The organism is Pseudomonas fildesensis, assembly GCF_001050345.1.
GTDB classification, from domain to species: domain Bacteria; phylum Pseudomonadota; class Gammaproteobacteria; order Pseudomonadales; family Pseudomonadaceae; genus Aquipseudomonas; species Aquipseudomonas fildesensis.
Genome location: NZ_LFMW01000006.1, coordinates 66,685 through 79,805 on the forward strand (window position 1 = coordinate 66,685; position 13,121 = coordinate 79,805).

Genomic DNA, 13,121 nt, shown 5'->3' on the forward strand with positions numbered 1-13,121 from the left:
GACTAAATAACTGAAGGCGCCGGTTCAAAAATGTGGGAGGGGGCTTGCTCCCGATAGCAGTGTGTCAGTTGATACATTGGGTGACTGGTGCACCGCTATCGGGAGCAAGCCCCCTCCCACATTTGAGCCGTGTTCCTTCAGGTCAATCGCTGAAGTCGTAATGCAGCTCGTTATCCCGACTGCTGATCCGCACACCCGCCAGCGCCTTGCCTTCGAGCATGCGCGTGAGGAATTCACGGCTCATGTCCGGCAGCAGGCTGTTGGTCAAAATAGTGTCGATCATGCGCCCGCCGCTTTCGGTTTCGGTGCAGCGCGAGACGATCAGGTCGACCACCGCATCGTCGTAGTCGAAAGCGACCTTGTGCGTATTCTCCACGCGCTTCTTGATGCGGTTGAGTTGCAGGCGGGTGATCGCCTTGAGCATCTCGTCGCTCAGCGGGTAGTAGGGAATAGTCACCAGGCGGCCGAGCAATGCCGGCGGGAAGATTTCCAGCAGCGGCTGGCGCAGGGCCTTGGCGATTTCTTCCGGCTCGGGGATGTTCGCCGGGTCTTTGCAGACGCGGGAAATCAGCTCGGTACCGGCGTTGGTGGTCAGCAGGATCAGGGTGTTCTTGAAGTCGATCACCCGGCCTTCGCCGTCTTCCATCACGCCCTTGTCGAACACTTGGAAGAAGATCTCATGCACGTCCGGGTGGGCTTTTTCTACCTCGTCCAGCAGCACCACGCTGTAGGGTTTGCGTCGCACCGCTTCGGTCAGCACGCCGCCTTCGCCGTAGCCGATATAGCCCGGTGGCGCGCCCTTGAGGGTCGACACGGTGTGGGCTTCCTGGAACTCGCTCATGTTGATGGTGATCACGTTCTGCTCACCGCCGTACATGGCTTCAGCCAGGGCCAGGGCGGTTTCGGTCTTGCCCACACCCGACGTGCCGGCCAGCATGAACACACCAATCGGCTTGCTCGGGTTATCGAGGCCGGCGCGGGAGGTCTGGATGCGCTTGGCGATCATCTGCAAGGCATGGTCCTGGCCGATGATGCGTTTTTTCAGGTGCTGGTCGAGGTTGAGCACCGTCTCCAATTCATTGCGCGCCATGCGGCCCACCGGGATGCCGGTCCAGTCGGCGACCACCGAGGCCACGGCCTGGTAATCCACGGTCGGCAAAATCAGCGGCGTTTCACCTTGCAGGGCGCTGAGGCGCTGCTGCAGGTCGACCAGTTGCTCACGCAAGGCGTCGTCCCCACTGTCTACGGCGCCGGCTTTTTCGCGCAAGGTCGCACGGGTGGCGAGCAGCTCATCCACCAGGGTTTTCTCTTCGGCCCAGCGGCTTTCAAGCGTCGCCAGGCGCTCGCGCTCGGCACTCAACAAGGCCTCGCTGTTGCTCTGACGCGCGCCAATCGCGATGCCGATGGCATGCTCGCGGGCGATGATTTGCAGCTCGGTTTCCAGGGCTTCGATGCGGCGGCGGCTGTCGTCCACTTCGGCCGGCACCGCATGCAGGCTGATGGCGACGCGGGCGCAGGCGGTGTCCAGCAGGCTCACGGATTTGTCTGGCAACTGACGCGCCGGGATGTAGCGGTGGGACAGCTTCACCGAAGCCTCCAGCGCTTCATCGAGGATCTGCACCTGGTGGTGCTTCTCCATGGTCGAAGCCACGCCGCGCATCATCAGCAGCGCCTTGTCTTCCGACGGCTCGGCGACTTGCACCACCTGGAAGCGGCGGGTCAGGGCCGGGTCTTTTTCGATGTGCTTTTTGTACTCGGCCCAGGTGGTGGCAGCCACGGTCCGCAGGGTGCCACGGGCCAGCGCGGGTTTGAGCAAGTTGGCCGCGTCACCGGTCCCGGCGGCGCCACCGGCACCCACCAGGGTGTGGGCTTCGTCGATAAACAGGATGATCGGCTTGGGCGACGCCTGGACGTCTTCGATGACCTGGCGCAGGCGCTGTTCGAACTCGCCTTTCATACTGGCGCCGGCTTGCAGCAGGCCCACATCGAGGCTGCGCAGTTCCACGTCCTTCAACGCAGGCGGCACGTCGCCGGCGACGATGCGCAGGGCGAAACCTTCGACCACGGCGGTCTTGCCCACGCCGGCTTCACCGGTGAGGATCGGGTTGTTCTGGCGACGACGCATCAGGATGTCCACCAGCTGGCGGATCTCTTCGTCACGGCCGACGATCGGGTCGAGCTTGCCGCTGCGCGCCTGTTCGGTCAGGTCGACGGTGAAACGCTTGAGCGCTTCCTGCTTGCCCATCGCGCTCGGCGCCATGGCACCGCTGGCTTCGCCCGGCACGGCGCCGGCGTTGAAACCGTCGCTGGCACTCAAGGCATTTTCGGGCGAGTCGCCGACGTATTCGTCAAAGCGTTCGCTCAGGGCCTCGGCCTTGATCTTGTCGAACTCCGACGACAAACCCAACAGCGCGTGGCGCAGGCTTGGGGTCTTGAGAATACCCAGCACCAGGTAGCCGGTGCGCACCTGGCTTTCGCCGAACATCAGGCTGCCATACACCCAGCCGCGCTCCACGGCTTCTTCCACATGGGACGACAGGTCGGTGATCGAGGTCGAGCCGCGCGGCAGGCGGTCCAGGGCTTCGGTCAGGTCGCGGGCCAGGCGCGCCGGCTCGACGTTGAACTGGCGGATGATGCGGTGCAGGTCCGAGTCCTGCAGTTGCAGCAACTGGTGAAACCAGTGGGCCAGTTCCACATACGGGTTGCCCCGCAGCTTGCAGAACACGGTGGCGGCTTCGATGGCCTTGTAGGCCACGCTGTTGAGTTTGCCGAACAGTGCGGCGCGACTGATTTCACCCATGCTCTGGATTCCTTGAGGTGGTGGCGTGATCGGCGTAATGCCGGGCCAGGATTAGGTCGTTGGCGTCGTGCGCGGGTTGGCCGAGCCACGTGTTAAAGCCCAGGCGAAACTGGCCGTTAAGCTGCAGTTTCGGGACTTCAGGTTGTTGCAGAACCAGGTTCAAATCCCAGTCCAGTTCATGGCCCAGGTACTCGGCCACCCACGCCACCAGCTCGTTGAACGGCGAGTGGCCGGGCAGCATGCCCATGTAGTCATCGAGCTTGAGCGGACCCAGGCGGATACGAAATTTATGCTGGCGATCCCACACATGGCTGCCCAGGCAGAAGTCCACGCCCAGCTGGTTGGCGCTGACACTCACGCGGCTGCGTTCGGGCAGTTCCAGCCATTGGCCGACGTACTCTTCGATCTCCACCGGCAGGCCGAAATACTCGCCGAGAATCGCCTTCAAACCATCCGGGTAGCGGGTTTGCGCCGACAGGTGGCCGCTGTAATGCAGCTTCGCCGTGTCCGGGATCAGGCCCTGATTGAGCAGGCTGGGCATGCCCCGGCCACTCAAGGCAGCGAGGCGTGCGGACCAGTAATCATCGTCCGGGCGGTCGTGGCTGACCGTCGGCCGCGCCTCGGCCCACGCGCGATAAAACAGGCTCAGCAGGCGATGATGGAACACATCCAGGAACTGCTTGCTGGTGCTGTCGGCGTTGTTGCGCTGGCGCTCACGCACGTACTCGGTGATGTGCAGTGGCAACGGGCCGTTGGGGCCGCCGAGGCCGAAGAAAAACTGTTCGAGACGCGCGGGCTTGCCGTCACCGCCAGGATCGACGGACGCGAGAGTCGCCGGGGCGAAGGTGCAATCGGCCTGTTGCCCGAGGCGCAACGGGTCATCCGCCAGGCGCAGGGAATGGCCCAGGCGCGGCAGGTCCGGCGATTCGCACTCGATACGCCGCAGCGCCTGGAAGAAGTCATATTCCCAGGGCTCCTGATGCATCGCATCGAGGGTACTCACAGGGTCGGACGACGCCCGGGCTTGGCTTTCCATCGCATGATCTCGCCGCGTTCGGTGGTACGGATCACCGTCTCGGTAAAACTGTTGATCGACACGTAACGTGCCAGGAAGCGCTCCAGCACCGCACCGAGCAGGAACACGCCGGTACCGCGAAACGCGTTTTCATCAAATTCCAGGGTAATTTCCAGGCCACGGCCAAACACAATCGGGCCGGGCATCGGCAGACGGCGGGTGACCGCTTTGCTGCTGACCTCGCGCAGGCCTTCGATCTGCAATTGCAGGGCGGCGTCGTTGCTGTCGCCGTACAGGCGCAGCAATTCGCGCAAGGCGGCCGCGCCCTGGCCCTGTTCGCTCAGGGACAAATAGTTGAGCGACAACTGGCTGATCAGGCGCCAGGCCTTGGCGTCGTGGGCATGGCTGGCGCGCGGGCGGCTCGGGCCGGCGACGCAGCGCACGGCCAATATCGGCGCGCTGTCGGCGAGGGTGAAGTCGGTCTTGCCGTTGCCCACGCCCATGAACAGCGGCAAATCGCGGTTGGTGCACAGCGCAGTCACGCCGAGTTGGCGCAGGTCGTGGCGGTAGGGCGCTTGCCGGCTGTCTACCAGGCTGACGAATGTTTCGCTGCCCACATAGGTTGAGCGCGGGCCGTTTCGACGTTGGTCGCTGGACAGCACGCGCGGCTCGCGGCGCACCGTGTAGTACGCCTGGTCGCGGCCGTAACGTGACGGATCGCGTACAGCATAGAACGGCAGGAACGGCTGCTCCGGCCCCGTGCCGTGGCCGGTGATGCCGCTCAGCGAGTGAATCTCGAAATCCATCGGCCGCGTGCGGTCGGCGATTACATGGTGTTCGTTGACCCGGTCGGACAAGTGAATACGGTCGACGCGCTTGGGGAACAGGTTGATCGCCGGCGTGCAGAACGGCAGGAATTGCGCGGCGCCGACGCTGCCTTCCAGGCTCGGTTCGTGGCGGTCGAACAGCACGATCAGCTCCAGTTCCTGGCCGTCGCAGCGTTTGACTGCGCGGCTCAGTTCGGCGAACTCGACGAACAGGAAGCGGTGGGGCAGGGCGAAGTATTCCTGCAACAGCCGATAGCCCTGGAACGCCCGCGCCACCACCGGCATGGCGGCGTCGGCATCGTCAAACCCCCGCGAGCGCAGCGCGTCCTGCGGCAGGCGTTCAACCCAATCACCACCGGGCTTGCGCGCAAACACCGCGCAGGCGTTGCCCAGCAATTGTTCGTAGAGGCGGAACGGTTGCTCATCGGCGCCGCTGAGGTACAGCGGCAGGTTGTCCAGCTCGAGGCTGTTGAAGGGTAATTCTGCGCCGGTGCGCAGGGTCAGGCGCAACCCGGCCTTGGCTTTCGGCTCGCTGGCCGCCAGGCGTCCGAGCACGGCGGCGGGGTTGCCGAAGTACTCGGCGCCGCTGACCTGCAACGGCCACAACGTCACCGGGTGTGCGGTGCGGTACTCGCAGCAGGTCTGGGTTTCGCGGCCCAGGGCGGCACGCAGTACGGTATCGCGGGGCAGGGGGAAGCCGCTGGCGAGGGAGCCCTCATCAGGGTCGGTCTGCAATTGCACCACCGTCATCGACGGGGTTGGCGCCAGGTAGTGCGGGTAGGCGATTTCCAGCAGGTTGTGGGTGAAGGTCGGGTACTCGGCGTCGAGCTTGAGCTGCACGCGGGCCGTGAGGTAGGCAAAACCTTCGAGCAGGCGTTCGACGTAGGGGTCGGCGCAGTCCATGCCGGACAGGGTCAGCCGACTGGCGATCTTCGGGTATTCCTTGGCGAACTCGGCGGCGCTTTCGCGCACGTGATGCAGTTCCTGGTTGTACAGCTCCAGCAGGCGCGGGTTCACGGGCGCCTCCGCTGGTCGGCATTCACGACGCGTACGTGGCCGGACTCAAGGTCCAGGTCGGTTTGCAGCAATAGGCGCAAGGGCACCGGCTGTGCCCACAGGTCGCCTTCGATCTCGAAACTCAGCGCGTTGTGGTTCATTTCACCGTGGCCGACGCGCGCTTTCACGCGCAAGGTATGGCGCAAAATGCGCGGTTCAAAAGTGGCGATCGCCTGATAGATCAGGGCTTCCAGGGCCTTGATATCCACACTGGACGCGCTATTGCCCGCCAGGGCCGGCAGGCCGTAGTTGATCACCGAGGTACCGGCCGGGGTGTGCAGCGTGGCATCGGCATCGAGCAACGACGTGGTATTGAGCAACCACGCCAGGTCACGCAAAACCGAGGCTTTCAATTGGGTCAGGGACAGCACGCGTTTGTCGGCGCTTTCCTTGGGATTGGTCGGGTCGTCGTCGGTCAACCGGTCCAGCAGGGATGGTTGCAGACGGTCGCGGGTGGCGATTTCGGTTACCACGTAAAGGGCGCCACATACATTTTTTGGTCGCCACCCGAGCCGCAGGATGCAAATGTACTAACGGGGGCCGCCTCAAACAGCCCTTGAGACTGACGAATAGCTTGCATCTTGCTGAGGCAGTCGCGGCTCGGCGCAGGCATATGCTCGCTATGCCAGACCGCAAAAATCGGAATGTCGTTGAAGGTCTCTACGCGCAGTTTTTGCTGTCTATCCAGGCTGAAGCTGCAAGGCCACGCCATGTCCAGCTTTATGTGGTTTTGGTCTGGCTTGACCAGCGTGCATTGGCCCTGTTCATCAATCAGCTTGAGCTGTTGCCCGACGAAGACGGCCTCGGTCGCTGGATTCTCGGCATGTTCGGCGCAAGCGCTCAGACTGATCAAATTCATGGTCAGGCAGAGGGTGAGTAGTGGTTTTTTCATTATGTGAGCTCCCAAAACCAGACAGCTCTGGAGCGGAAAAAGAGATCGCCAGTTTGGGTTATTCCTCGGTTCCATAGATCAATATGATCGCCGGTACGGTTATCCAGGGACTCGCCTGATTGCTGGAAACAATCCTTGAAAAAGATGAGCCCGGTTTTGCCCATCAGCGTGCGACGGTCTTCGGCGGTGTTACCCAAAATGGCGGGTCGTCCCAGATGCCTTTTCCACAGCCAATTAGCCAACGACTCGGCACCCCTGGCGTGTTCATGGGCACACTTGGGCTCGGTATAGGTAGATTTGTTGACCTTGATGGTCAGCTCGGCGTTGAGCACCAGACTCATGCGGATAGCGCATTGATTGGCCCAGGGACCATTGCAAGGGTCTGCTTTTGGATGCGTAACCAGAAGATCGGAATACGCTTTCCACAAATTGATGAACGAAGGTTTGGCCATGACTCAGATACCGAAGAGGAAGAGGTCGAATGCGAGCAAGCACCAAACCTCCGGCGCATGGCGCCAGAGGTGTATCGGATCAACGCTTGGTGTTGGACCGGATATTCCAGCCAAACTTGATCGGACCGCCGTCTTTGGTGCCGTCGGCTTTCTGCGGCTGGTAGTCGACCATCACCTGGGCAAAGTTCAGGGTGACGTTTTCGGTCAGGCGATCATCGCTGCCCGAGCCGCCGGTGCTCAGGGACGTGACCAGCACTTCTTCCAGGTTGATTACCATGTACTCGACCTGGCTTTCGCCGCCGGCCTTGCGCACGGTCAGCTTGACCTTGTCGATGTGCTTGCCGCTGGCGCAGTGCATCATCAGGTTTGGCGAGGCCTTGTCGACGTACTTGGTCAGCGACAGGTCCTGGATATTCACCTTGCCCGCGCCGCCGCCACCGCCGACATGCATGTTGCCGGACTGGGCCATGCCCCAGCTCCAGTTCAATACGTCAATTTCGTCCTTGTGGGCTTTGTCCATGGACTCGCCCTTGATGTCGCCGATCTTGATGAAAATATCAACAGCCATGTTTTCTCCCTGTGTGGCACGGGCCACTGAAGTGGGTGATCGTTCCCACGCTCTGCGTGGTAACGCATCGTGTGACGCTCTGCGTCACTGGGACGCGGAGCGTCCCGGGCGGCATTCCCACGCGGAGCGTGGGAACGAGCGAGTTACTTAGGCGCTTTTGGCCGAAGGCAGCTTCGATACCAGGCGCAGCGACACGGTCAGCCCTTCGAGCTGGTAGTGCGGGCGCAGGTAGAACTTCGAGTTGTAGTAACCCGGGTTGCCTTCGACGTCTTCCACGATCACTTCGGCGGCAGCCAACGGGTGCTGGGCCTTGGTGGTTTCGGTGGAGTGCGCCGGGTCGCCGTCGACGTAGTTGAGGATCCAGTCCTGCAACCAGCGCTGCATCTCGTCCTTCTCTTTGAAGGAACCGATCTTGTCGCGCACGATGCACTTCAAGTAATGCGCGAAACGGCAGGTGGCGAACAGGTACGGCAGGCGCGCGGCCAGGTTGGCGTTTGCGGTGGCGTCCGGGTCGTCGTATTCGGCCGGTTTCTGCAACGACTGCGCGCCAATGAACGCGGCGAAGTCAGTGTTTTTCTTGTGCAGCAGCGGCATGAAACCGTTCTTCGCCAGTTCCGCTTCACGGCGGTCGCTGATGGCGATTTCGGTCGGGCACTTCATGTCCACGCCACCGTCATCGGTAGGGAACGTGTGCGCCGGCAGGTTTTCCACTTCACCGCCGGATTCCACGCCACGGATGCGCGAGCACCAGCCGTAGAGTTTGAACGAACGGTTGATGTTCACTGCCATCGCGTAGGCGGCGTTGGCCCAGGTGTACTTGGAGCTGTCGGCGCCGTCGGTGTTTTCTTCGAAGGCGAAGGCTTCCACCGGGTCGGTCTTGGCGCCGTACGGCAGGCGCGCCAGGAAGCGCGGCATGGTCAGGCCGATGTAGCGCGAGTCTTCCGATTCACGCAGCGAGCGCCAGCCGGCGTATTCCGGGGTGGTGAAGATCTTGGTCAGGTCGCGCGGGTTCGACAGTTCCTGCCACGAGCCCATGCCCATCACAGTCGGCGAGGCGGCAGCGATGAACGGCGAGTGCATGGCGGCGCAGACTTTCGACAGCTCGCCCAGCAGCTCGACGTCGGGAGGCGACTGGTCGAAGTAGTAATCGCCTACCAGGCAACCGTACGGTTCGCCGCCGAACTGGCCGTATTCTTCTTCGTACATCTTCTTGAAGATCGGGCTCTGGTCCCACGCGGTACCCTTGAATTTCTTCAGGGTCTTGTGCAGTTCGGGCTTTGCAATGTTGAGCACGCGAATCTTCAGCTGCTCATCGCTCTCGGTGTTGTTGACCAGGTAGTGCAGGCCACGCCAGGCGCTTTCCAGCTGCTGGAAGTCCGGGTGGTGAATGATCTGGTTGACCTGGGCGGTGAGCTTGGCGTCGATGGCGGCGATGATCGATTCGATCGACTTGATCGCGTCGTTGGACACCAGGTCCGTTTGCGCCAAAGCCTGTTCGGCCAAGGTGCGCACGGCGGTTTCCACGGCTTCGCGGGCACGCTCGGTCTTGGGCTTGAATTCCTGCATCAACAAGGATGCGAACTCGCTGGTCTCTTCAGTGGCGCCCAGGCTCTGGACGCCTTCGCGGGCGGTATTCTCGGTCATGATTACTGGTCCCCTGCAGGCTTCGGCGCGCTGGCAAGTGCCTGGAGCAATGCCGGGTCCTTGATCGCCTTCATGATGATTTCTTCAGCGCCGGTCTTGCCGTCCATGTAGGTCAGCAGGTTGGCCAGCTGGGTGCGGGCTTCGAGCAGTTGCTTCAGCGAGTCGACCTTGCGGGCCACGGCGGCCGGGCTGAAGTCGTCCATGCTTTCGAAGGTGATGTCCAGGCTCAGGTTGCCTTCGCCGGTCAGCTCGTTCGGTACGTGGAACGCCACGCGTGGCTGCATGGCCTTGAGGCGCGAGTCGAAGTTGTCGACGTCCACTTCAAGGAACTTGCGGTCAGCCACGGGCGCCAGTGGCTCGGCAGGCTTGCCGGCGAGGTCGGCCATCACACCCATCACGAAGGGCAGCTGGACCTTTTTCTCGGCGCCGTAAAGCTCGACGTCGTACTCGATCTGCACTCGAGGCGCGCGGTTGCGCGCGATGAATTTCTGAGAACTTTGCTTCGCCACGTTGCTGCTCCTGGTCGCTTGAGCGACGGTGTTGTTACTGCGCAATCGGGCGGCTTACTCGCCGTCCGGGCCACGCAGGTTTTCAAATTGGGACATGCCGTCGGGAATCAGGTTGCGCACGATGGCCGCGAAGTCGGCGTGCACCAGATTCTTCGCCCGGTTCAACAGCACTGGCAGCGGGCTCGAAGGCTCGTGTCGGGTGTAGTACGCAAGGATCTTGTCGAGGCTGCGCAGCACCTCATCGCGGTTGGCGATGTCGCCGCTCGGGCGGGGTGCGGCGGGGGCAGCGGCGAAATCGACCGAGGGGGCTGTGTCTTCACTGACGGCCTCGGGTTCGCTGCTGGTTTCACTGTTCGGAACAAATTGACTGAGGATTTGCAGCGCCTGTTTGAGCGGTTGCTTCAACAGGCTGAGGTCGACGCCCTGGGCCGAACCGACCTGGTCGCTGACCTGTTGTTCGATGGCTTCGCAGGCGCCACGTGCGGCGCTCAAGGCGTCGCGGGTGGCGTGCAGTTGCTCGGGGTCGCTGTCGAGGAACGCTGCGTTCAGCTGCTGGGCGCCGAGTTGTTCATCGGGAAAGCTCATCAGGCCGCTGGCGTTCAGCGCTGCGCGCAGGCTCACGGGGCCGAAGGTGCGCGAACGCGTGAGAATGCTTTCGCGCAGCAGGCGAATGGTCGCGTCGCTGGTCAAGCCGGACAGGGCGTTGATGCGCACGGTGGGGTCGTTGTTGTCGTCGGCATCCAGGCGCGGGTGCAGCTCGGCCCAGTATTCGCGCAGCAACGCATTGATCAGCGTGAGCACTTCGGCCAGCCCGGCGACACCCTGCAGGGCGAGCGAGCTTTGCAGCAGAAAATGGGTGATACGCAGGTCTTTGCTGCGCTGCAGCAAGTCGAGGCTTTGCTGCTGGACGCTGCGCCATTCCGGCGGTTCGGCAGGCAGGATCGAGTCGCCCATGCTGCGCTCGGGTTGGCCCTTGGCGGCACGCTCCAGGTGGAGAAAGTCCGCGTCATATTCCATATCTTCGCCACACGGCGAAGTCGCGGAAACGGCGGTGAGCAGCAACGGCACATCCACTGAAATTGATCTCCCTATCAGCCCGTTAGATGGCGGGCAATGCATGCATTAGTTGCGCGAGGAACTGTGCATGTTTTCTTGGTTATATAAGCAAGATGCCACTACTGTGCCATTACTGGTATTCAAGAAGTTGTGCATTTTTGGTGTAGTAGTTACGCCTTGTCAAGGTAAGCTATTCGCGCTCTGTGACAGATGTGCGGTGCTTAACACCCTGCGCGACTGGTGGGTCGAGTGGCACGCAGGGGAAGGATTTTTGTCATGGGGCCCGGTTAACATCAGCGATCACGCTGGTAAAAGCAGGTGTGAAGGTCGTTTTCACCATTGGGTGGGGATGTCTCGGGAAACGCTGCCCCGGGAACCGACTGCGCGCGAAGTATCAGCAAGGAGGCGAGATGTCGCTGTGTTTGACTATCACTAGTTATCACAAGATTACCCCCGGGCAATGCTCGGAAAAGTCCATGAACCAGGGCTCGATGGCGATCGGCCGCAGTTCGGAAAATGACTGGGTATTGCCTGATCCTGAGCGTCTGGTCTCCTCGCAACACTGCGTTATTCAATACAAGGATGGCCGGTATTATTTAACCGATAACAGCACCAACGGTGTGGAGTTGGTTAGCGCCGGCATTCGTTTGCGCCGGGGTAACAGCGAACCGCTGCAAGATGGCGAGTTGATCCGCATCGGCGATTACGAGATCCAGGTGCGCATCGATTTCAATGTGCAAGCCGTTGATAGCCGGCCCTTTGCCGGTGATTCGCCGAACAGCTTTGAAGCGCTGATGGGCGCCGTTGTGAGTGCGCCGGCAGCGACACCGGTGATCGCGCCGCAGTTCCAGGGTGCCTCGTCGATGGAAACCATGCCGGACCTGTTCGACTTCCTCAGCCCCACCGCCGTGCCGCCGCCGACCGTGCCGGACCACGTGCCCTCCGAGCAACACGATTTCCGCCCGCCGACCCCGGTGGCTGTGCCCGTGGTCGAAAAACCCGTGGTAGCGAGCTCGGTGATACCCGAGGACTGGGACCTGCTGGGCGACACACCCGCACCGGCCATTGGCGCACCGCCGCCACCACCGGCGCCCGTTATCCAACCGCCACCCGTGGTCGAGCCTTCGCTCCCCGTGGCCGACACCCAACAGCCCGATCTCTTGCAAGCCTTCCTGCGTGGCGCCGGCCTCGACCAACTGCGCCTGGACAAGGCCCAGGCCGAAGCCCAGATGGAAAGCATCGGCCGCAGCTACCGGCTGATGGTCGAAGGCCTGATCGACGTGTTGCGCGCCCGTGCCAGCCTCAAGGGCGAGTTCCGCATGCAGCAAACCATGATTCAGCCTGCTGAAAACAATCCGTTGAAATTCGCCCCGAATGCCGACGAAGCGTTACTGCTGCTGCTTCGCCATGGCAACCAAGCGTTTATGGCACCGGACATTGCAGTGCGCGACAGTTTCGACGACCTGCGCGCCCACCAACTGGCGGTGATGGCCGGCGTGGAAGCGGCGATCAAGCACCTGCTGATGCGTTTCGAACCGGCGCAGTTGGAAGAGCGCATGGGCAAACCCGGCGGGCTCTCGAGCATTTTCAACGGCTCGCGCCAGGCCCAGTACTGGCAGCAGTTCACTGAGCTCTACAGCAATATTTCCCGCGAGGCCCAGGAAGATTTCCAGGACCTGTTTGGCCGCGAATTCAGCCGGGCCTACGAAGAGCACAGCGCACGACAGCGACGCTGACAGCGACGCGACAAAGGATCAACGGATAGCTAAGTACGTCATTGAGGACGCAGGATGATTCCCAGGTTTTTACTCGCAGTGGCCACCGCGCTGCTGCTGACGGCGTGTGCCAAGGATGCCGTCAAACCCGAAGCGGCTGGCGATGCCGAGGCAAACACCGCCGCCGTCGAGCTGCACTTCCACGCGATTGCCGGGCTTAACCCCGGCGCCAACGGCCAGGCCGCCCCTGTGCGCGTGCGCATCTTCGAACTGAAAAACGCCGCCACCTTCGGCCGCGCCGATTACTTCGCCCTCGCTGACCGCGCGCAGTCCACCCTCGGGCTGGACCTGCTCGACCAGGACGAAGTGATGGTCCAGCCCGGCCAGCAACTGAGCGTGCAGCGCGACCTCGACCCGTCCACCCGCCAGATCGGGCTGTTGGTGGGTTACCGAGAGTTGGACCGCGCGCAATGGCGCACGGTGATCAACGTGCCGGCGCGCCAATACACCGAATACCAGATCAGCCTCGATGTGCGCGCGGTGAGTGCGGACGTCGTGGTTTCCCCATCCAGCCCTGCCCAATAAGA

The 13,121-nt window shown here is 62.2% G+C and carries 12 protein-coding genes; 2 read left to right on the forward strand and 10 right to left on the reverse strand.

Going from position 1 to position 13,121, the window contains the following annotated elements:
• Positions 1-142: 142 nt before the first annotated feature.
• From tssH to tssA, 10 genes are all read right to left on the reverse strand, one after another.
• Positions 143-2,800, reverse strand: coding sequence for a type VI secretion system ATPase TssH (tssH, locus tag ACR52_RS10005; protein ID WP_048723560.1), 2,658 nt, complete (start codon positions 2,798-2,800; stop codon positions 143-145).
• On the reverse strand, positions 2,793-3,836 hold the full coding sequence (gene tssG / locus ACR52_RS10010) for a type VI secretion system baseplate subunit TssG (protein ID WP_048723561.1): 1,044 nt from the start codon (positions 3,834-3,836) through the stop codon (positions 2,793-2,795). Before tssG ends, tssH begins: the two co-directional genes overlap by 8 nt.
• Positions 3,800-5,659, reverse strand: a complete 1,860-nt coding sequence (gene tssF / locus ACR52_RS10015) for a type VI secretion system baseplate subunit TssF (protein ID WP_048723563.1) — start codon at positions 5,657-5,659, stop codon at positions 3,800-3,802. The genes tssG and tssF overlap by 37 nt, the downstream gene beginning before the upstream one ends.
• Complete coding sequence (tssE, locus tag ACR52_RS10020; RefSeq protein ID WP_048723564.1) at positions 5,656-6,171, reverse strand: type VI secretion system baseplate subunit TssE; 516 nt, start codon at positions 6,169-6,171, stop codon at positions 5,656-5,658. Before tssE ends, tssF begins: the two co-directional genes overlap by 4 nt.
• A complete protein-coding gene (locus tag ACR52_RS10025; protein WP_048723565.1) occupies positions 6,165-6,590 on the reverse strand; it encodes a hypothetical protein in 426 nt (141 codons plus the stop codon). Before ACR52_RS10025 ends, tssE begins: the two co-directional genes overlap by 7 nt.
• A complete protein-coding gene (locus ACR52_RS10030; RefSeq protein ID WP_048723566.1) occupies positions 6,590-7,042 on the reverse strand; it encodes a type VI secretion system amidase effector protein Tae4 in 453 nt (150 codons plus the stop codon). The genes ACR52_RS10025 and ACR52_RS10030 overlap by 1 nt, the downstream gene beginning before the upstream one ends.
• A gap of 79 nt (positions 7,043-7,121) precedes the next feature.
• Positions 7,122-7,610 (reverse strand): Hcp family type VI secretion system effector, encoded by a 489-nt coding sequence (locus ACR52_RS10035; RefSeq protein ID WP_048723567.1) that lies wholly within the window; start codon positions 7,608-7,610, stop codon positions 7,122-7,124.
• Between the two features lie 147 nt (positions 7,611-7,757).
• Complete coding sequence (gene tssC, locus ACR52_RS10040) at positions 7,758-9,254, reverse strand: type VI secretion system contractile sheath large subunit (RefSeq protein ID WP_048723570.1); 1,497 nt, start codon at positions 9,252-9,254, stop codon at positions 7,758-7,760.
• A gap of 2 nt (positions 9,255-9,256) precedes the next feature.
• Positions 9,257-9,763, reverse strand: a complete 507-nt coding sequence (gene tssB / locus ACR52_RS10045; protein ID WP_017135823.1) for a type VI secretion system contractile sheath small subunit — start codon at positions 9,761-9,763, stop codon at positions 9,257-9,259.
• 54 nt (positions 9,764-9,817) lie between these two features.
• Entirely contained in the window at positions 9,818-10,837 is a 1,020-nt protein-coding gene (gene tssA, locus ACR52_RS10050) for a type VI secretion system protein TssA (RefSeq protein WP_048723573.1), read from the reverse strand.
• A 392-nt stretch (positions 10,838-11,229) separates the two neighbouring features.
• On the opposite strand from tssA, the gene tagH reads away from it, so the two are divergent.
• Both tagH and tssJ read left to right on the forward strand, forming a co-directional pair.
• Positions 11,230-12,555, forward strand: a complete 1,326-nt coding sequence (tagH, locus tag ACR52_RS10055) for a type VI secretion system-associated FHA domain protein TagH (RefSeq protein ID WP_048723575.1) — start codon at positions 11,230-11,232, stop codon at positions 12,553-12,555.
• Between the two features lie 54 nt (positions 12,556-12,609).
• A complete protein-coding gene (gene tssJ / locus ACR52_RS10060; protein WP_048723576.1) occupies positions 12,610-13,119 on the forward strand; it encodes a type VI secretion system lipoprotein TssJ in 510 nt (169 codons plus the stop codon).
• Positions 13,120-13,121 lie beyond the last annotated feature (2 nt).